We start from the raw sequence: 19,644 nt of genomic DNA on the forward strand, positions 1-19,644 counted from the left end.
CGGATGACGCCAGTGTCCCGCAAAACATGCGAATTAAACACTGACGGTTTGTGGTGCCTTTAACACGCATGTTCAAAAACACCTGTCGCTTGAAACATTAACCTTTACGAACCATCTGGTTAATTCACGCAACTCACATTAAGGCTTTCATTCAATATTCATCCTATTTACACCTCTATTAATAGAACCAGATATTTAGTTTTTAACGCGTTAACAAAGCCAAAAAGTCTCACCCTATATGTAGGATTCATCCTACACTCGTTAGCGTGCTGGATCTCGGATCCAACTAGCACCCCAGAGAAGATTGGATAATGGAGATTCATGATGGAGCGGTGGAAGGAGTCACAACTTACACAACTGTCGTACACGACCGACATAGAGAACGCGTATCGGATTGCACTGGGTTTTGCGAAAAACATCGGGTTTAAATTTTTCGCCTTTTCAACTACTTATCAAACGAAAAACAACCAGGTCAATACCATCCGGCGCAACAATTACCCTGTCGACTGGAACAACGAATATGAACAAAAGAATCTGAGGTCAATAGATCCGGTAGTAGCCCATTGCCATCGCTCCATGTTGCCCATTCTATGGAGCGAAAACCTTTTCTCCAATGTTCCTTCACTGTGGGAGGACCTTGTGGCGCAAGGTTTGGAGCACGGCTGGTCACAATCGTTTCACGACGAAGAGAGCGGCCTGTGCAGCATTTTGAGCCTGGCCAGGAGCCATTGTCCGATCACGGCAATGGAGCTGTACGAAAATCTTGGCTTCTCAGTGTTCATGTGCAGTCACCTCCATTCGTTGGTCGCACAATCGCTGCCCAAGCGATCGGCGAAACCGGCAACCCCGCATCTGTCGCCCCGGGAAATCGACGTTCTGGAACTGGCGGCAGCCGGCAAGACGGCAGACGAAAGCGCGAGAATTCTTAATCTGAGTGCACGAACCATCCATTTCCACATTCAAAGTTCGATCGATAAACTCGGGGTCAACAACAAGATTGCGGCCATTATCGCCGCCCTCAAGGCCGGCTATCTCAACCGCACCTCGATCCGTTGACCGGTTAAAACCTGCGAGTAATCCAAAAGAAAAAAACGTACCATCTGCGACGCCTCCATAGTGTTGCCGTGTGAACCTTCACGACGCAGTACACTTGGACGGTCTCGCCCGCCACAACGCCCCTGGGCCGCGGGAAACCCGTTGATTACCCAGAGCCCCGCCCCATGCCTTTGCTCGAAACACCCTTCGCCCGACTCGACCTGATCCGCCAGCCCGAACAGCAGAATGAACCGCTGCAGGCGTTTGATGCCGCCGACGAATACCTGCTCAATCATCTGGCCGAACAGCAACCGATCGCGAATACCCGTGTGCTGGTGCTCAATGACAGCTTCGGCGCATTGGCCGCCAGCCTGGCAGGCAAGGTTCAGGTGACCACGAGCGGTGATTCGTTCCTGGCTTTCCAGGGGCTGGAAAAGAATCTGATCCGCAACGGCCAGGCATTTGATGCCGTGGCGGGCGTACCTGCCAGCGAAGCAGTCAACGGTCCGTTTGACCGGGTACTGATCCGGGTTCCGAAAACCCTGGCCTTGCTGGAGGAGCAACTGATCCGCCTGCAAACTCAGCTGGCACCCGGCGCCCAAGTGATCGCCGGTGCCATGATCAAGCATCTGCCGCGTGCCGCCGGGGATTTGCTGGAACGCTACATCGGTCCGGTGCAAGCATCCTTGGCGGTGAAAAAGGCCCGACTGTTGATTGCTACCGCCGAGGCCAAAGCCCCCGCGACGTCGCCCTATCCCACCCGCTATCGACTCGACACGCCGCCCATCGAACTGCTCAACCACGCCAACGTGTTTTGCCGGGAAGGCCTGGACATCGGCACGCGGGCATTTCTGCCGCACTTGCCGACGAACCTCGGCGCGGCGCGGGTCGCCGACCTCGGTTGCGGCAACGGTGTACTGGCGATCGCCAGTGCCCTGCAAAATCCCGAGGCGCACTACACACTGGTGGACGAGTCTTTCATGGCCGTGCAATCGGCCGCCGAAAACTGGCGCGCAGCGCTGGGTGATCGAGACGTGATGGTGCGTGCCGGTGACGGCTTGGCCGGGCAGGAACCGCAATCACTGGACGTGGTGCTGTGCAACCCGCCGTTTCATCAGCAGCAAGTGGTGGGTGACTTTCTCGCCTGGCGCATGTTCCAGCAAGCCCGGGAAGCGCTGGTGGTGGGCGGTGCGCTGTATATCGTCGGCAATCGTCATCTGGGCTATCACAGCAAGCTCGCTCGGTTGTTCCGCGGTGTTGAACAAGTGGCGGCCACGCCGAAGTTCGTGATCCTTAAAGCCCGAAAATAATTCCAGGCAAAAAAAACCCTCCAGCACAGGAGGGTTGTAAATCCGTGCCGCAAGGCATCGGGATGGGATCGGGTGCGAAGCATCAATGCGTCGACAGGCCTGCCGCATTCATGAACATACGCATCAGGCTCGCGACGATGAACAGCGCCACCACGCTGCCGGTCCAGATCATCGCCAGCCAGCCGAGTCGCTGCCACAGCGGTTTTTTCTCTGCTGCTTCGATTTCCTGCAAGGAATGTTTGCCAGCCATCATCGTAATCTCCTCTGAAACGGCGCAGGTCTCTGCCCTGCGCCATTGCCGTGTGCGCTAGTGGTAGCCGTCTTCGTGGGTGACCTTGCCGCGGAACACGTAGTAGCTCCAGAAGGTGTACCCCAGGATAAACGGGATGATGAACAGCGTTCCGACCAGCATGAAACCCTGACTCTGTGGCGGTGCGGCGGCGTCCCAGATCGAAATCGAAGGCGGCACGATGTTCGGCCACAGGCTGATGCCCAGACCGCTGTAGCCGAGGAAGATCAGCACCAGCGTCAGCAGGAACGGCGTGTAGTTCGCATTGCGTGCCACGGCGCGAATCAGGCCGTACATGGTCACCAGCACCAGAATCGGCACCGGCAGGAACCAGAACAGATTCGGCAGCGTGAACCAGCGAGCGGCGATCTCGGGATGAGCCAGCGGCGTCCAGATGCTGACGATGCCGATCACGGCCAACACCACGAAGGCCAGCGGCCGCGCCAGGTCATGCATCTGTTCCTGCAGCTTGCCTTCGGTTTTCATGATCAGCCAGGTGCAGCCGAGCAGCGCATAAGCCACCACCAGTGCGACGCCGCAGAACATCGTAAAGGGCGTCAACCAATCCAGTGAACCACCGGCGAACTGGCGATTGACCACCGGCAATCCATCAATGAACGCCCCCAGGGCCACGCCCTGAAAGAACGTCGCGGCGACCGAACCACCGATGAACGCTTTATCCCAGAGGTGACGCTTGTCGTCCTTGGCCTTGAAGCGGAACTCGAACGCCACGCCGCGGAAGATCAGCCCGATCAGCATGAAAATCAGCGGCAGGTACAGCGCCGAGAGCACCACTGAATACGCCAGCGGGAAGGCGCCGAACAACGCCGCGCCCCCCAGAACCAGCCAGGTCTCATTGCCATCCCACACCGGTGCGACGGTGTTCATCATCACGTCACGGTCGGTCTTGCCCGGGATGAACGGAAAGAGAATCCCGATCCCCAGGTCGAAACCGTCCATGACCACGTACATCATGATGCCGAAGATGATGATCACGGCCCAGATCAGCGGAAGATCAATACCCATGATTCAAATCTCCTTTTGCAGGCTGGGGTCGTGGTCGGCATCGCCAGGATCGTCGGCGGCGGACAGCGGACGGGCCGGCGTGCGTTGCTTGCCTGGACCGCCATCGGGCGTTTCCGCGCCTTCGTCGATCTTCGGCCCCTTGCGCACCAGACGCATCATGTACCCCAGGCCAGCCCCGAACAGCGCGAAATAGACCACCACGAACAGGATCAGCGTGATGCTCATCTGCATGAAGCTGTGATTGGACGAAGCGTCTGCCGTGCGCATCAAACCGTAGACCACCCACGGCTGGCGCCCGATTTCAGTGGTAAACCAACCGGCGAGGATCGCGATCAGGCCGGACGGGCCCATCCACAATGCCAGGTACAGGAACGGTCGCGAGGTGTACAACCTGTCGCGTTTGCGCAGCCACAGGCTCCACAAACCAGTGAAGATCATCAGCATGCCCAGGCCGACCATGATCCGGAACGACCAGAACACGATGGTTGAATTCGGCCGGTCTTCAGGCGGGAATTCCTTGAGCGCCGGCACCTGTTTGTCCAGCGAGTGCGTGAGGATCAGGCTGCCCAGGTACGGAATTTCCACCGCGAACTTGGTCCGCTCTTCTTTCATGTCCGGCCAACCGAACAGAATCAGCGGAGTCGGTTCGTCACCGTGGTTTTCCCAGTGACCTTCGATCGCCGCGATTTTCGCCGGTTGGTGCTTCAACGTATTGAGGCCGTGAAAGTCACCGATGACCGCCTGAATCGGCGCCACGATCAGGGCCATCCACATGGCCATCGAAAGCATGGTGCGGATCGCCGGGTTGTCCTTGCCGCGCAGCAGGTGCCAGGCCGCCGAAGAACCGACGAAGAACGCCGTCGCCACGAATGCGGCCGTTGCCATGTGCATCAGGCGGTACGGGAACGACGGATTGAAGATCACCGCCAGCCAGTCGGTTGGAATGACCTGGCCGTTGATGATTTCGTAACCCTGCGGGGTCTGCATCCAGCTGTTGGAGGCTAGAATCCAGAAGGTCGAGATCAGCGTGCCGATGGCGACCATGACCGTGGCGAAAAAGTGCAGGTTGCGCCCGACCTTGTTCCAGCCGAACAGCATGACCCCAAGGAACCCGGCTTCGAGGAAGAAGGCCGTCAGGACTTCGTACGTCAGCAACGGCCCGGTCACGGAACCGGCGAAGTCCGAGAATCGGCTCCAGTTGGTGCCGAACTGATAGGCCATGACCAGCCCGGAGACCACCCCCATGCCGAAGTTGACGGCAAAGATCTTCGACCAGAAGTGGTACAGGTCGCGGTAGGTATCGTTATGGGTTTTCAGCCACAAGCCTTCGAGCACCGCCAGGTAACTCGCCAGGCCGATGGTGATGGCCGGGAACAGGATGTGGAACGAGATGGTGAACGCGAACTGAATTCGGGCGAGATCAAGCGCCTCCAAACCGAACATAAGTCTTCCTCTGTCAGGTAATACCGGCTGAAGGCTTGTGGCCTGCACCCAATGCCCCCACGGATATGGAGTGTGGCGAATTTGAATTCGTTCTTCTTTTTACCAACATCACACGTAGGGAATCTGGCCATCTGGCCGCCGGACCAATTCCAGGAAGGCATTGATCTGGATCAAGCATGGCTGAAAGAGTAGTCCGGTTTTTGACGATGGACGGTGTGGTCTATTGCCGCGTGACAGGTTGCCTCACAGGCCAGGCAATCAGCTGCAACACATTCCCTGTGGGAGCGAGACCGGCTTGCCGGCGATGGCGGAGTGTCAGTCGATACCGTTGCTGCCTGATCCACCGCCATCGCCGGCAAGCCGGTCTCGCTCCCACAGGGGGAACTCCGCGCTTCGGGATCGGTGTCTAGCTAACTAAATTTCCCGCCTCTGCAACTTCTGGTTACAGGTTGGTGATAATCTCGGCCTTCCCCTCGCTCAAGACCTGCCTCAGATGCCCAGCCAAGCGCCCTTGCTGTTACGTCATCATCGCCCTTTCATCGCGTTCTGGCTGGCTCGAGTGTTTACCGCCAGCGGCTTTCAGATGCTCACGGTTGCCATCGGCTGGAACCTCTATCAACTGACCGGCAACGTGCTGGACCTGGGCCTGGTCGGCCTGGTGGAGTTTGCCCCGCGAGTGCTGTTCATGTTGCACACCGGGCATGTCGCCGATCGCTATGACCGGCGTAAAGTCGCGGCCATCTGTCAGTCACTGCAGGCATTGATTGCTCTGACGCTGGCGATTGGCGGCGCGACCGGCCACGTCACCCGAGAAATGATCTTCATCCTGGCGTTTCTGCTCGGCGCCGCTCGCTCTTTCGAAATGCCGACCACCCAGGCGCTGCTGCCCAGCATCGTTCCCTCTGCGCTGTTCCCCCGCGCCGTCGCCGCCGCCCAGTCGGCGCAACAATCGGCAACCATCGTCGCACCGGCCCTTGGTGGTTTGCTGTACGCCTTCGGCAGCGTCTGGGTCTACGGACCGACCGTGATCCTGTATGTGATCGCCTGCGGATTGATGCTCAACCTGCCCGCCCGGCAGACGCCGCTGAACAAAGGCAAGGCGACCCTGGATTCGCTGCTGGCCGGTATCCGATTCATTCGCAGCCGTCCGGACATTCTCGGCGCGATTTCCCTCGATCTGTTTGCAGTGCTGTTAGGTGGCGCGACGGCGTTGCTGCCGGTATTCGCCAAGGACATTCTGCTGACCGGGCCGTGGGGGCTGGGCCTGCTGCGCTCCGCTCCAGCCGTCGGTGCGTTACTGATGTCACTCTGGCTGGCGCGTTTCTCGGTGGATCGCAAGGTCGGTCGGGTGATGTTTACCGCTGTCGGGGTGTTCGGCGTCGCGACCATCGCGTTTGGTCTTTCGACCTCGTTCTGGTTCTCACTGGCCGTGCTGGTGGTGTTGGGCGCCGCCGACATGATCAGCATGGTGATCCGCGCGTCCTTCGTGCAACTGGAAACACCGGATGAAATGCGCGGCCGGGTCAGCGCCGTAAACGGTCTGTTCATCGGCGCCTCGAACCAGTTGGGTGAATTCGAATCCGGCCTCACCGCCCACTGGTTTGGCACCGTGCCAGCGGTGGTCATGGGCGGCATCGGCACGCTGGTGGTGACCGGAGTGTGGATCAAGCTGTTCCCGACGTTGGCCAACCGTGATCGCATGCATGTGCCGGTGGAAGAAGCCAGGGTGTGACACCGTTTAAACCATCAACTCCCCCGCCACCGTCACCCGGGTTGGCTTGCCGCAAAGTTGTTCCACCAGCGTCAGGGCAAACTCCAGAGCGCCTCCCGAACCTTGAGCGGTAATGCAGTTGCCATCGACCACCACCGGTTGATCGACGAAGTTGCAGCCTGACAGCTGATGACTCGCCGAAGGCAGGCAGGTCATTCGCCGCTGACGCAGGACGCCAAAGGCTTGCAGTGCCACGGCCGGGGCTTCGGCGATGGCGGCGAACAGGCGACCTGCCGCCACCTGATCCTTGATCAATTGCTGCAAGGGCTGATGGGCCGCCAGATGCTGCGCACCGACTGCGCCGCCAGGCAGTGCGATCAAATCAAACGGCTGGGCCAGCAAATCCACCAGCATCGCATCGGCCGTCACGCGGGTGCCGCGGGCACAGGTGAGCATGCGCCGCCCCTCGATGCTCGCCACCACCACTTCGACCTTGGCGCGGCGCAGCACATCGATCAGCGTCACGGTTTGCAGGTCATCGATGCCCTCGGCGAGGGTAATCAGAGCTCTAAAGGTCATGGGCGCGGTCCACAGGATGATCCTTAAAGCGTAGTCAGCTTTCCTGACCCTTGTTCGAGCCGGCCGTTACTTGATGTAAAGCTGGGTCGACATCGTGTTGCCCGGCGCGTTGATGGACGTGTTGCTGAAGGTGAAGGTGCCTTCCTGCTTGCCGGCCAGATCGAAGACATACAGGTAGCCGACCGTTTTTCTGCCGACGGTGCACTCGGTCAGGTTGCCGTTATCGAACGCACAGACAGGGGTCCGGGTGCCGTCCACATCAAATCCGTCCAGCCCGACTTGCGCCTTGCGGCCGTAACCGACTTCCAGCACGTAGATCTTGATGTTCGGCCCGCTGTGATCGCAGCGGGTTTTCTCCTGCCCCTCGCCAATGTCTTCAAAACCACAGACCGGCGACTCGACCTTGAGCACCTTGACCTGGGTCAACGGCGCCGCCGAGGCCGCCGAAGCGCTTTGCGCCCCCAGCAACAAGGCAATCAATGTTCCAAATACGGTAACCAGACGCTTTTTCATGAAATCCCCATGTCCCCCAAAACCAGCGCGCAGTATGGCGCACTTGGCTTTAACGCAAAACATCGACGACGATCACCACCATAAGCAGCCACAGCCCCACGCGGCTGGTATGATGCGCGGCTTTTTCCGACCCACAGAAAATTACCAGGCGCCTGCAGCGGTCTGTGCTTTGCTGTTGAGGTCGATACATTCACGGCGCCGGGCGCGCCACGGGGAGCAGACATGCTGGAAAGGCTGTTTCAACTCAAGGCACACAACACCAACGTGCGGACCGAGATTCTTGCGGGCGTCACGACCTTCCTGGCCATGGCCTACATTCTGTTCGTCAACCCGAGCATCCTCGGCGAGACCGGCATGGACAAGGGCGCGGTGTTTGTCGCGACCTGCCTGGCGGCCGCCATTGGCTCCACGGTGATGGGCCTGATCGCCAACTACCCGATCGCCCTCGCACCGGGCATGGGCCTGAACGCCTTCTTCACCTACACCGTGGTCCTGCACATGGGCCATACCTGGCAAGTGGCACTGGGGGCGGTGTTCATCTCGGCGGTGTTGTTCTTCCTGTTGTCGATCTTCCGCATTCGGGAATGGATCATCAACAGCATCCCGTTGCCGCTGCGTTCGGCGATCGCCGCCGGTATCGGCCTGTTCCTGGCGCTGATCGCCCTGCACAACGCCGGTATCGTGGTCAGCAATCCGGCGACCATGGTCGGCCTCGGTGACCTGAAGCAACCGGCACCGATCCTCGCCACCCTTGGTTTTGCCCTGATCGTTGCCCTCGAGGCTCTGGCCGTACGCGGTGCGGTGCTGATCGGGATTCTGGTTGTGACTATCGCGTCGATTGCCTTGGGTTTCACCCCGTTCGGCGGCGTGATGTCGATGCCGCCATCGCTGGCGCCGACATTCCTGCAACTGGACATCAAGGGTGCACTGGACATCGGTCTGGTCAGCGTGATCTTCGCCTTCCTGTTCGTCGACCTGTTCGATAACTCCGGCACCCTGATTGGCGTCGCCAAGCGCGCCGGCCTGATGGGCAAGGACGGCCACATGCCGAAAATGGGCCGCGCCCTGATCGCTGACAGCACCGCGGCCATGGCCGGTTCGTTGCTGGGTACGTCGACGACCACCAGCTACATCGAATCCGCAGCCGGTGTGAGTGCCGGTGGCCGCACCGGTCTGACGGCCGTTGTGGTGGCGATTCTTTTCCTGTTGGCGCTGTTCTTCTCGCCACTGGCCGCCAGTGTTCCCGCGTTCGCCACGGCACCGGCACTGCTGTTCGTCGCGGTACTGATGACTTCCGGCCTGGCCGAAATAGACTGGGACGACATTACCGTTGCCGCACCGGTCGTGATCACTGCGCTGGCCATGCCGTTCACTTACTCCATCGCCAACGGCATCGCCTTCGGTTTCATTTCCTGGACCGCGATCAAGCTGCTGTCCGGTCGCGGCCGTGAGCTGAACCCGGCGCTGGTGATTCTGTCGATTCTGTTCGTGATCAAGTTGGGTTGGTTCAACGCATGACTTTTGATTCCCAGGCTTACACCGTTCAGCTCGAAGAAAAGGTCTCGCGCCTGCGTGACCTGCTGGCCCCGTTCGATGCACCGGAACCGGCCGTATTCGATTCACCGCTGAAAAACTTCCGCCTGCGTGCCGAATTCCGCCTGTGGCGCGAAGGTGGCGAGCGTCACTACGCGATGTTTTCCCAGGAAGACAAACGCACGCCGATCCTGATCGAAGAGTTCCCCATTGCCAGCCTGCGCATCAATGAGTTGATGCCACAGCTCAAGACCGCGTGGAAAGCCAGTGCGGCCCTGAGCCACAAGCTGTTTCAGGTGGAGTTCCTGACGACGCTGGCCGGCGATGCAATGATCACCCTGTGCTACCACCGTCCGCTGGACGAACACTGGCACGCGGCGGCCACGAAACTGGCGGCAGACCTGAACGTCAGCGTGATCGGCCGCTCGAAAGGCAAGCGCGAAGTGATCGGTCACGATTACGTGGTCGAGAAACTCGACGTCGGCAGCCGCACCTTCAGTTACCGCCAGCCGGAAGGCGCGTTCACACAGCCCAACGGCACCGTGAACCAGAAGATGCTCAACTGGGCTTACGACGCCCTCGGCGATCGCCCGGACGATTTGCTGGAACTGTATTGCGGCAACGGTAACTTCACCCTGCCGCTTGCGACCCGCGTGCGCAAAGTGCTGGCCACCGAGATCAGCAAGACCTCAGTCAACGCGGCGCTGAGCAACCTCAGCGAAAACGCGGTGGATAACGTCACGCTGGTGCGCCTGTCCGCCGAAGAGCTGACCGAGGCCCTGAACGAGGTCCGCCCGTTCCGTCGCCTGCACGGCATCGACCTCAAGAGCTATGAATTCGGTAGCGTCTTCGTCGACCCGCCTCGCGCCGGTATGGACCCGGACACCTGCGAGTTGACCCGGCGCTTCGACAACATCCTGTACATTTCCTGCAACCCGGAAACCCTGGCGGCCAACATCGCCCAACTGCACGACACCCACCGCATCACCCAATGCGCGATGTTCGATCAGTTCCCGTGGACCCATCACATGGAATCCGGGGTGTTGTTGACCCGGCGTTGATTGCACTCGTCCGAGACAAAACAGCCGTCAGTACGACGGCTTTTTTGTGAGCGCTCAAACGGGGACATCCGGCTTGCGCGGACGCCCACCCTTGCGACCATTGGCCCGTGCTGCCTCGGCCTTGGCGGCACTGCTTTGGCGACCATTGCGCGAAGCGATGACCGAGGCGGCCATGTCCATCAGCGGCTTGCTCGCGGAGATCATCCCGGCGATGCACACATGCAAATCCTTGCCCTCATGGCAAAGGGCAGTTCCGGAAAAGCCGACTTTCAGGTCTGCAAAATCCTCGACCTCGAAACCAGCGAATTCCGGATAGTGCTGCACCGGCAGCAGCACGCCACTGCCATCAATGAAACTGACCGCCAGACACGGTTCCAAATAGGAAACGGCCGTCACCTGAAAACCACCTTTGTTGCGCACTTGCCCACGCCGGATGGCTACATCCAGCACGGCCTCGGTCACAGGCCGATCCGCGATCGTACTTGCCTCTATCGTTTTCATAACTTGATCTCCACGCCCTCCGAAACGCCAAACAGCGCCAGCAAGGTCTTGTTCGTCTCGGGCTCATAGCAAGCCGAATAAATCATGTTGGTCGCACTGACAATCCTTTTCACCACCACTACTTCACTGGTCCGCCAGTCCCATATCTGATGATCGAGGCAGACCGTCTGCAGCTTTTCCCACCAGATCTTGCGGGCGCGACGCAAATGAACAGGCTGTCGGAGTGCTTGACGCAGGCCCTCCAGCACGGCGGCAGGTGGCCGGTTGGAATGAGGAACCACATCCCACAGCTCGACACCGTTGTGCCAAAAGCTGAATTTGAAGCGTGCACTCCAGGCGCCGGCATCCACATGCGCGTGTGGTGGACAGTGCTCGTCGCGCAGCATGATCACCATTGAAAGCCCTTTGTAGCTGAACAATTTCATACTAACCCATCCGTTAGGTTGTTGAGCCTGACGACTCGTCATTCCTTGAACAATCCGATAACCGGTGTTGGCTGCATTCAGTCTCCGGAACTTGAGGCTAGCGCTTGAAGTCGCCCCGGGAGCGGCAATCAGGGGCAAAAATGGTAAGCAATCCTTTCGTCAATTTGATAAACACTGCGTCAGGCCCTTAATTTGATCCCCGGTGTAATCAATCATGCAGCGAACATTCGACGATCTTCAGCTCGGCAGCATCGAACTGTTTTGCCTCGCCGCCGAAGCCGGCAGCTTTACCGCCGCGGCGCTGGTGGCTGGCGTAACGCCCGCGGCGGTCAGCCGTTCGGTGTCGCGCATGGAGGAACGGCTGGGTGTGCGGTTGTTCGCACGAACCACCCGCAGCGTCAAAATGACCGACAGCGGGCGCCGCTATTACGAGGAATGTCGTCAGGCGCTGGCGCAATTGGTCGAGGCCCAACGCGAAGTGATGGGCCAGCAGCAGGAGCCTTCCGGCACCTTGCGCATCAGCATTCCCACAACGTATGCCCATCACCGGATCCTGCCGTTGCTCCCGGCGTTTCGGGAGCGCTTCCCGCAGGTGAAAGTCGAATCGCACATCAGCAATCGCAACATCGACTTCGTCGGCGAAGGCTATGACCTGGCCATCCGCGTGCGGGCGATTCCGGATTCAGGGCTGATCGCCCGGCAGCTTGAGGACGCGGGACTGGTGATGATTGCCAGTCCTGATTACCTGAAGCGCGCGGGTACTCCGCAAACCCTGGACGACCTCAAACAGCACGAATGCATCCAGTACGATCTGCCCAGCAGCGGCCGGCGAATTGCCTGGTTGTTCAACGACGATGGCGAGCAGCGCGAAATTCAGGCCGAGGGTAATTTCAGCTGTTCCGACGATGTCTTGGGCGGCGTGACGCTGGCCAAACATGGTGCAGGCCTGTTCCAGACCTATCGTTTCATCGTCGAAAAGGAATTGGCCGATGGGTCGCTGGTGGAAATCCTCAAACCTTATGGGGGTCGCTCTCGGCCGTTCACCCTGCTCTATCCACAAAGTCGTCATGTACCGCTTCGGCTGCGCGCGTTTATCGATTTTCTGATTGAGCATTTGCCACGCTAAAAAAGAAACCGTCCGATCACCGCACACAACAGCCCGGCGTCGCGCCACTTCAATTGACCAAATTAACCATCTAGTACAATTTATCTCCACAGGCTGAAGCATCAGCCCATGCCAAAAATAATAAGTGGAGAGACCCCGATGAAACCTATCGTTCTGGTGCTCAACGGCCCGAACCTGAACCTGCTGGGCACCCGTGAACCGGCGACTTACGGCCACGAAACCCTGGCAGACATTTCAGCGTTGTGCGCACGTGCAGCCGAAGAGTTCGGCCTGGCGGTGGAATTTCGCCAGACCAGCCATGAGGGCGAATTGCTCGACTGGATTCACGCCGCCCGCGGCCGTTGCGCCGGGATCGTTATCAACCCGGCCGCCTGGACCCACACCTCGGTCGCCATCCGTGATGCCCTGGTCGCCAGCGAACTGCCGGTGATCGAAGTCCACCTGTCCAACGTCCACGCCCGCGAACCCTTTCGCCACCACTCCTTCGTTTCGGCCATTGCCACCGCGGTGATGGCCGGTTTCGGCAGCCACGGGTATCGCCTGGCGCTTGAACATTTCGGCCTGCGTTTGAAGGGGTGAATGCCGTGACTCAGAACAACGCTGTACTGGCCGGGCTGATCGGTGCCGGCATCCAGGCTTCCCGTACGCCCGCACTGCATGAGCATGAAGGCGATGCCCAGGGTTTGCGTTATCTCTATCGCCTGATTGACCTCGACCAGCTCAAACTCGACAGCGATGCCCTGCCCGACTTGCTGTTGGCGGCCGAGCAGATGAGTTTCACCGGCCTGAACATCACCTTTCCGTGCAAGCAGACGGTCATCCCTTTGCTCGACGAACTCTCACCGGAAGCCCGCGGCATCGGTGCGGTGAATACGGTGGTGTTGAAGGACGGTAAACGCATTGGCCACAACACCGATTGCCTGGGTTTTGCCGAGGGTTTTCGCCGTGGTTTGCAGGGCGTTGCCGTTGAGCGTGTCGTCCAGATGGGCGCTGGTGGGGCCGGTGCGGCGGTGGCCCACGCGTTATTGAGCGAAGGCGTACGCCTGCTGAGTATTTTCGACGTGGACATCAGTCGCGCTCAGGCGCTGGCGAACAACCTCAATCAGCATTTTGGCGCGGACCGGGCGGTGGCGGGTCATGACCTGCCGAGTACGCTGGCTCAGGCCGACGGGCTGGTCAACACCACGCCCATGGGCATGAAAAAACTGCCGGGCATGCCGGTACCGGTGGAGTTGCTCAGGGCACAGTTGTGGGTGGCGGAGATCGTTTACTTCCCACTGGAAACCGAACTGCTGCGTAACGCCCGCGCCCTGGGTTGCCGGACGCTCGATGGCGGCAACATGGCGGTGTTTCAGGCGGTGAAGGCGTTTGAATTGTTCAGCGGCGTGGTGCCGGACGCGCAGCGGATGCTCGAGCATTTTCAGAGCATGAATGGCTGAAGAGCTTCGCGGGCAGATGTGGCGAGGGGGCTTGCCCTCGTTCGACTGCCGAGCAGTCGCAATTGTTTTCAGGTCTGCTTCGCAGCCCAACGGGGGCAAGCCCCCTCGCCACAGGTCAGGCCTGCAGGTAGCGCAACACCGACTCGCAAATCATTTCCCGATGACGCTGCTTGATGCTTTCGTCTGCCAGCTCGATCTGAAAAATCTCCCCGAACGTGTTGCGATTCGAGACGCGATAGAAGCAGAACGAGCTGATCAGCAGATGCACATCCAGCGGATCAAGCCCCGCCCGGAACACGCCTTCTTCAGCCCCGCGACGCAAAATCACGCCCAGTGAATCAAGAATGGTGTTGTTCATCGCCTTGATCGCATCGGAGCGCTTCACGAATTCCGCGTTGTGAATGTTCTCGATGCTGACGATGCGCACGAAATCGACGTTGCGATCATGGTGATCGAAGGTAAATTCCACCAGTCGCCGAATGGCCTCCACCGGCGCCAGTTCGGCCAGGTGCAGGCGGTTTTCGGTGTTGCGGATATCGCCGTAGAGCTTCTCCAGCACCTCGATGTAGAGCTGTTCCTTACTGCCGAAGTAGTAATAGATCATGCGTTTGGAGGTGTGAATGCGCTCGGCGATCGCATCGACGCGAGCGCCGGAAAGTCCCTGCTGGACGAACTCGACAATGGCTTCTTGAAGAATGTTCTCGCGGGTCTTTTCCGGGTTGTTCTTGCGACTCTTGCGCGGCTCGGCCATGGGTTCGTCGGGCGCTACGGAGAGTTCTGAAATTATTGTCATTGCGGGCTCACGGCCATCACTGCACAGGCTGGCAATTATGAGCCGCGCCGCACAGTGAAGGAAGCCGCGCGGCAGCGGTTTCACCTCGCGTTTACCAAATTCCTACAACTTGGCCTGACGAATGGCGCCACTGCGGGATTTGGCCATGGCCGCCAGCCGTACTGCCACGTTGGCCGCGCCGTAACCGGCGTAACCATTCTTGCGCTGGATGATTTCAAAGAAAAAACGCCCTTCGAACGGCTCCGTGTAAACGTGGAACAGCTCGCCACCCTGGGCATCACGGTCGTAGAGCACGTTGTAGTAGGCGAGCTCACTGAGGAATTCGTCATCGAAATCGAACCGCGCGGCGAGGTCATCGTAGTAATTGAGCGGGATATCCAGCAACGGTACACCTGCCTCCTTGGCGCGGCTGACTTCGGCAAAGATATCGTCGCAATCAAACGCAATGTGATGCACGCCAGAGCCGCGATAACTCGACAGTGCGTGTGAGATCGCGGTGTTGCGGTTCTCGGAAATGTTCAGCGGCAAGCGGATCGAGCTGTCGCGACTGCGCAACGCCCGGCTTTTTACCAGACCGTAAGGGTCCGGCAGCACCACTTCGTCGTCAGCCTCGAAATCCAGCAGGCTCTTATAGAACAGCACCCAGCTGTCGAGGCTGTCGGCCGGCAACGCCATGGCCATATGGTCGATGCGCTTGAGGCCACCGCTGGCCATGGCGGCCGGATGCAGATTGAAGTCGGTGCCATAGACGTCGGCGTCCTGGTCCACCAGATAAATCAGGCTGCCATCCGGTGCACGTACCGCCGCCAACTCCAATTCATTGGGGCCGACCAGCCCGCGATACGGCTGGCCCTTGTAGGCCACCGCCCGGGCCAGCGCGCTGACGCTGTCCTTGACCCGCACGGCGGTGGCGCACAGCGACGGGCCATGAGCTTCAAAAAAGCTGTGGGCAAACGAGTACGGCTCAGAGTTGAGGATCAGGTTGATATCGCCCTGACGCATCAGGCTCACGCTTTTGGAGCGATGTTGCCCCGCCTTGACGAAGCCCAGTCGCTCCAGCCAGTGAGCGAGTTTGGCGCCAAGGCTTTCGTCCACGGCAAATTCGAGAAACTCGATGCCGTTGTATTCGCTGGCCTTGGGGGTCTCGAACAGAATGTCGGCGCAAGCCGTTGGCTGGGTTTCCTGCGCCAGCCGCTCGCGGGTTTTCTCTTCCAGGTACAGCAACGAACGCAAGCCGTCGGCAGCGTTGGCTCGTGGCGGCGCGGCGCGGAAGCCGTCGTTGAAAATTTCCAGCGACAGCGGCCCGGTGTAACCACTCTTGATGATCGGCGCAAGAAACCCCGGCAAGTCGAATTCACCCTGGCCCGGGAAACAGCGAAAATGCCGGCTCCACTCCAGCACGTCCATGGCCAGGATCGGCGCGTCGGCCATTTGCACGAAGAAGATTTTGTCGCCGGGGATCTCGGCGATGGCCGTTGGATCGCCCTTGAGCGACAGCGTGTGGAAACTGTCCAGCAGCACGCCCAGGTGCGGGTGGTCAGCCTGTCGAACGATGTTCCACACCTGTTGCCAGGTGTTCACATGCCGACCCCAGGCCAACGCTTCGTAACCGATTCGCAGGCCACGCGCACCGGCGTGTTCGGCCAGCAGGCGCAAGTCGTCGACGAGGATCTGTTCATCACCGATGGCGTCGGCCGAGGCGTTGCTGCAGACCAGCACCAGGTCGGTGCCCAGTTCCTGCATCAGGTCGAATTTGCGTTCGGCCCGTTCCAGGTTGCGTGGCAGGCGATCGCGGCGGCAACCTTCGAAATCCCGGAACGGCTGGAACAGCGTGATGGCGATCCCGAGATCGGCGCACATCTGCCTGATTTCCCTTGGGCTACCGTCGTAGTAGAGAAGGTCGTTTTCGAAAATCTCCACCCCGTCGAAACCGGCGGCGGCAATGGCTTCGAGTTTTTCCGGCAGGGTACCGCTCAAGGAAACGGTGGCAATGGAACGCTGCATAATTCGACTCCCGGTGGTGGAGGCTGTCTTTTCAGGACCTGACACGCTTCTTTGTAGGAGCAGAGCTTGCTCGCGAAGGCGATCTTCAGGACGCCTTCGCCGGCAAGCCGTGCTCCTACAGGGACCGCGTTTTTCTTGACGTGAATTATTGGCTGCAAGATCCTGCACAGCAATTCAAAGTGTACTACCCGGTTAGTTTTGCGTGCGATTATCGAACACTATGACCGTTGGCGAATTGACGATTTTTCGTCCACTGCGCACCATCGACCCCACATTGAGTCCGGTCACACACAACGGTCTCGGTGACCCAAGACCCAGAACACCACATAAAAATAATCGGTGGCCTACATGACTCCTTCTCAAAGCTCTCCCGTGGAGCGTTCCTCCATGACTCCTGCCACTGGCGGCATCGGCGACAAGATCCGCGGCGCCATGGCCGTTGGCAAAACCCGTTGGGGCATGCTGGCGCTGGTGTTTTTCGCCACTACCCTGAACTACATCGACCGCGCCGCACTCGGCGTCATGCAGCCCATTCTCGCCAAGGAAATGAGCTGGACGGCGATGGACTACGCCAACATCAACTTCTGGTTTCAGGTCGGCTACGCCATCGGTTTCGTGCTGCAAGGCCGGTTGATCGACAGGGTCGGTGTGAAGCGCGTGTTCTTCTGCGCGGTGCTGCTCTGGAGCCTGGCGACCGGTGCCCACGGCCTGGCCACCTCAGCGGTGGGTTTTATGGTCTGCCGCTTTATCCTCGGGCTGACCGAAGCCGCCAACTACCCGGCCTGCGTGAAAACCACGCGGTTGTGGTTCCCCGCCGGCGAGCGCGCCGTGGCCACCGGCATCTTTAACGCCGGGACCAACGTCGGGGCGATGTTCACGCCGATGCTGCTGCCGCTAATCCTGCACGTGTGGGGCTGGCAAGCCGCGTTTCTGTGCATGGCGGCACTGGGTGGCATCTGGTTGCTGTTCTGGGGCTTGAAGTACTTCAACCCGGAAGAGCACCCGAGCGTCAAACAGTCGGAACTGGACTACATCCAGAAGGAAGTCGAACCGGAACAGGCCCGCGTACCGTTCTCGAAAATCCTGCGCATGCGAGGCACCTGGGCCTTCGCCCTCGCCTACTCGATGACCGCGCCGGTGTTCTGGTTCTACCTGTACTGGCTGCCACCGTTCCTCAATCAGCAATACAACCTGGGCATCAACGTGACCCAGATGGGCATCCCACTGATCATCATTTACCTGACGGCCGACTTCGGCAGTGTCGGCGGCGGCATCCTCTCTTCATTCCTGATTGGCCGCGGGGTCAACCCGATAAAGGCGCGACTGATGTCGATGCTGCTGTTCGCCTGCTGCATCATCGGCGTGATCATGGCCGCCGGTTCAAGCAATCTGTGGGTCGCGGTGTTTGCCATCTCCCTGGCCATCGGCGCGCACCAGGCCTGGACCGCGAACATCTGGAGCCTGGTGATGGACTACACGCCTAAACACATGATGAGTACGGTCTTCGGTTTCGGCGGCATGTGCGCCGCCATCGGCGGGATGTTCATGACCCAGTTGGTCGGCCACATCCTGACCATCACGAACAACAACTACACCGTGCTGTTTACGATGATTCCGGCGATGTACTTCATCGCACTGATCTGGATGTACTTCATGGCGCCGCGCAAGATTCCGACCGTCACTGAGTAAAGTCCGACGCAATGTCCCCGTGGGAGCGGGCCTTTGTGGCGAGGGGATTTATCCCCGTTGGGCTGCGAAGCGGCCCCAGCATTTCAAAGGCCAACCGCGTGTAAAGGGTTGACGACTGCTTCGCAGCCGAACGGGGATAAATCCCCTCGCCACACAAGCTCGCTCCCACAGTTTTTTGTGCCCATCTACTTACGGCTCTGCTGCCACGCCGCCGCCAACCCGCTGCAGCAAATCACCGCAATCCCGACCACAGTCGTTAGCGTCGGCGTATGGGAAAACAGCAACCAGCCGAGCAAACCGGCAAACACAATCTGGCAATAGCCGAACGGCGCCAGCAACGCAGGCGCGGCGTGGCGGAATGCCTGGGTCAGAAACAGATGCGCCGTCATCCCGCAGGCGCCCAACGCCACCATCATCAATCCATGCCCAATGCTTGGCACTTGCCAGAAGAACGGCACCAGCGCGCTCATCACCAGGGTGTTACACAGGCCGGCAAAGAAGTTACTGGTCGTCGCGCTGTCGATCTCACTGAGTTTGCGGGTGAGCAACTGATAGAAACAGAAAAACAGCGCCGAGCAGAGTGGCAGCAGAACCGCTGGGGTGAACAGATCGCCGCCGGGGTGGACGATGATCAGCACGCCGATAAATCCGCAAATCACCGCGATCCATTGGCCACGGGTGACGCGCTCACGCAGCAGCGGCACCGACAGTGCAGTCACCAGAACCGGCGCAAGGAAGTTGACCGCCGTGGCTTCGGCCAAGGGAATGTATTGCAAGCCGGTGGTGAAAAACAGGCTGGTGCCCAGCAGGCACAACGCCCTCAGCAACTGCAGCCACGGTCGTTTAGTGCGTAGGACGCGCAACCCGGATTGCGGAAGAAAAATCCCGGCCATCAACAAGGTGTGAACCACATAGCGCGCCCAGACCACCATGACGATCGGGTAGAACCCCGAGAGGTATTTCGACAAGGCATCGTGGCTGGAGAAAAGGAAGGTCGCGACGACGATCAGCAAAATCCCTTTGAAGGGCTGGTTTACGCCGGAGAGCGGGGTGCTGACGGTCATGGGTTACCTTTTTTGCCTCGCGAGTTCAACTAAATTTAGAACCTGGTTCCAGATTCTTACATAGCTACAGCGTAAAACCGGGCGAACAACGCACACAATTTTC

At 59.4% G+C, this 19,644-nt stretch carries 19 protein-coding genes; 9 read left to right on the forward strand and 10 right to left on the reverse strand.

Annotation, left to right across the window (positions count from 1 at the left end):
* The first annotated feature begins 324 nt into the window (after positions 1–324).
* Together J2Y86_RS13970 and J2Y86_RS13975 are read left to right on the forward strand one after the other, a co-directional pair.
* Positions 325–1,056, forward strand: coding sequence for a helix-turn-helix transcriptional regulator (locus J2Y86_RS13970; RefSeq protein WP_253440298.1), 732 nt, complete (start codon positions 325–327; stop codon positions 1,054–1,056).
* Between the two features lie 164 nt (positions 1,057–1,220).
* A complete protein-coding gene (locus J2Y86_RS13975) occupies positions 1,221–2,345 on the forward strand; it encodes a methyltransferase (RefSeq protein ID WP_253432275.1) in 1,125 nt (374 codons plus the stop codon).
* An 82-nt stretch (positions 2,346–2,427) separates the two neighbouring features.
* Here J2Y86_RS13975 and J2Y86_RS13980 read toward each other — a convergent pair whose 3' ends face one another.
* From J2Y86_RS13980 to J2Y86_RS13990, 3 genes are read right to left on the reverse strand one after another with little or no spacing between them, the layout of a single operon-like run.
* A complete protein-coding gene (locus J2Y86_RS13980; protein ID WP_064680606.1) occupies positions 2,428–2,595 on the reverse strand; it encodes a DUF2474 domain-containing protein in 168 nt (55 codons plus the stop codon).
* Between the two features lie 57 nt (positions 2,596–2,652).
* On the reverse strand, positions 2,653–3,660 hold the full coding sequence (gene cydB / locus J2Y86_RS13985; protein WP_253432277.1) for a cytochrome d ubiquinol oxidase subunit II: 1,008 nt from the start codon (positions 3,658–3,660) through the stop codon (positions 2,653–2,655).
* Between the two features lie 3 nt (positions 3,661–3,663).
* Entirely contained in the window at positions 3,664–5,103 is a 1,440-nt protein-coding gene (locus J2Y86_RS13990) for a cytochrome ubiquinol oxidase subunit I (RefSeq protein ID WP_253432279.1), read from the reverse strand.
* A gap of 493 nt (positions 5,104–5,596) precedes the next feature.
* Between J2Y86_RS13990 and J2Y86_RS13995 the strand changes: the two genes are divergently transcribed.
* Positions 5,597–6,835 (forward strand): MFS transporter, encoded by a 1,239-nt coding sequence (locus J2Y86_RS13995; RefSeq protein ID WP_253432281.1) that lies wholly within the window; start codon positions 5,597–5,599, stop codon positions 6,833–6,835.
* Between the two features lie 6 nt (positions 6,836–6,841).
* On the opposite strand, the gene J2Y86_RS14000 is transcribed toward J2Y86_RS13995, so the two are convergent.
* Entirely contained in the window at positions 6,842–7,393 is a 552-nt protein-coding gene (locus J2Y86_RS14000; RefSeq protein WP_253432283.1) for a DJ-1 family glyoxalase III, read from the reverse strand.
* 66 nt (positions 7,394–7,459) lie between these two features.
* Complete coding sequence (locus J2Y86_RS14005; RefSeq protein ID WP_253432284.1) at positions 7,460–7,906, reverse strand: DUF4879 domain-containing protein; 447 nt, start codon at positions 7,904–7,906, stop codon at positions 7,460–7,462.
* 222 nt (positions 7,907–8,128) lie between these two features.
* Here J2Y86_RS14005 and J2Y86_RS14010 point away from each other — a divergent pair, with 222 nt between their 5' ends.
* On the forward strand, positions 8,129–9,424 hold the full coding sequence (locus tag J2Y86_RS14010) for an NCS2 family permease (RefSeq protein WP_150710951.1): 1,296 nt from the start codon (positions 8,129–8,131) through the stop codon (positions 9,422–9,424).
* Positions 9,421–10,500: a tRNA (uridine(54)-C5)-methyltransferase TrmA gene (gene trmA / locus J2Y86_RS14015; RefSeq protein WP_253432286.1), complete on the forward strand. Its 1,080-nt coding sequence runs from the start codon at positions 9,421–9,423 to the stop codon at positions 10,498–10,500. Before J2Y86_RS14010 ends, trmA begins: the two co-directional genes overlap by 4 nt.
* A 54-nt stretch (positions 10,501–10,554) precedes the next feature.
* Here trmA and J2Y86_RS14020 read toward each other — a convergent pair whose 3' ends face one another.
* Positions 10,555–11,001, reverse strand: coding sequence for a DUF2442 domain-containing protein (locus J2Y86_RS14020; RefSeq protein WP_253432289.1), 447 nt, complete (start codon positions 10,999–11,001; stop codon positions 10,555–10,557).
* Complete coding sequence (locus tag J2Y86_RS14025; RefSeq protein WP_253432301.1) at positions 10,998–11,426, reverse strand: DUF4160 domain-containing protein; 429 nt, start codon at positions 11,424–11,426, stop codon at positions 10,998–11,000. The genes J2Y86_RS14020 and J2Y86_RS14025 overlap by 4 nt, the downstream gene beginning before the upstream one ends.
* 214 nt (positions 11,427–11,640) lie before the next feature.
* Between J2Y86_RS14025 and J2Y86_RS14030 the strand changes: the two genes are divergently transcribed.
* From J2Y86_RS14030 to J2Y86_RS14040, 3 genes are all read left to right on the forward strand, one after another.
* Positions 11,641–12,552, forward strand: coding sequence for a LysR family transcriptional regulator (locus tag J2Y86_RS14030; protein WP_253432304.1), 912 nt, complete (start codon positions 11,641–11,643; stop codon positions 12,550–12,552).
* A 138-nt stretch (positions 12,553–12,690) separates the two neighbouring features.
* A complete protein-coding gene (gene aroQ / locus J2Y86_RS14035; RefSeq protein WP_253432307.1) occupies positions 12,691–13,131 on the forward strand; it encodes a type II 3-dehydroquinate dehydratase in 441 nt (146 codons plus the stop codon).
* 5 nt (positions 13,132–13,136) lie between these two features.
* Complete coding sequence (locus tag J2Y86_RS14040; RefSeq protein WP_253432310.1) at positions 13,137–13,991, forward strand: shikimate dehydrogenase; 855 nt, start codon at positions 13,137–13,139, stop codon at positions 13,989–13,991.
* Positions 13,992–14,106: 115 nt separating this feature from the next.
* On the opposite strand, the gene J2Y86_RS14045 is transcribed toward J2Y86_RS14040, so the two are convergent.
* Positions 14,107–14,784, reverse strand: coding sequence for a TetR/AcrR family transcriptional regulator (locus tag J2Y86_RS14045; RefSeq protein ID WP_253432313.1), 678 nt, complete (start codon positions 14,782–14,784; stop codon positions 14,107–14,109).
* 102 nt (positions 14,785–14,886) lie between these two features.
* Positions 14,887–16,788, reverse strand: coding sequence for a 3-dehydroshikimate dehydratase QuiC (gene quiC / locus J2Y86_RS14050; RefSeq protein ID WP_253432316.1), 1,902 nt, complete (start codon positions 16,786–16,788; stop codon positions 14,887–14,889).
* A gap of 387 nt (positions 16,789–17,175) precedes the next feature.
* Here quiC and J2Y86_RS14055 point away from each other — a divergent pair, with 387 nt between their 5' ends.
* Complete coding sequence (locus J2Y86_RS14055) at positions 17,176–18,477, forward strand: MFS transporter (protein ID WP_253432319.1); 1,302 nt, start codon at positions 17,176–17,178, stop codon at positions 18,475–18,477.
* 185 nt (positions 18,478–18,662) lie between these two features.
* Here the strand turns inward: J2Y86_RS14055 and J2Y86_RS14060 are convergent, their stop codons facing one another.
* The gene (locus J2Y86_RS14060; RefSeq protein WP_253432322.1) at positions 18,663–19,541 is read right to left on the reverse strand and encodes a DMT family transporter; all 879 of its coding nucleotides are present in this window, start codon (positions 19,539–19,541) and stop codon (positions 18,663–18,665) included.
* Positions 19,542–19,644 lie beyond the last annotated feature (103 nt).

It is taken from the genome of Pseudomonas migulae (genome assembly GCF_024169315.1).
Classification (GTDB): Bacteria; Pseudomonadota; Gammaproteobacteria; order Pseudomonadales; family Pseudomonadaceae; genus Aquipseudomonas; species Aquipseudomonas migulae_B.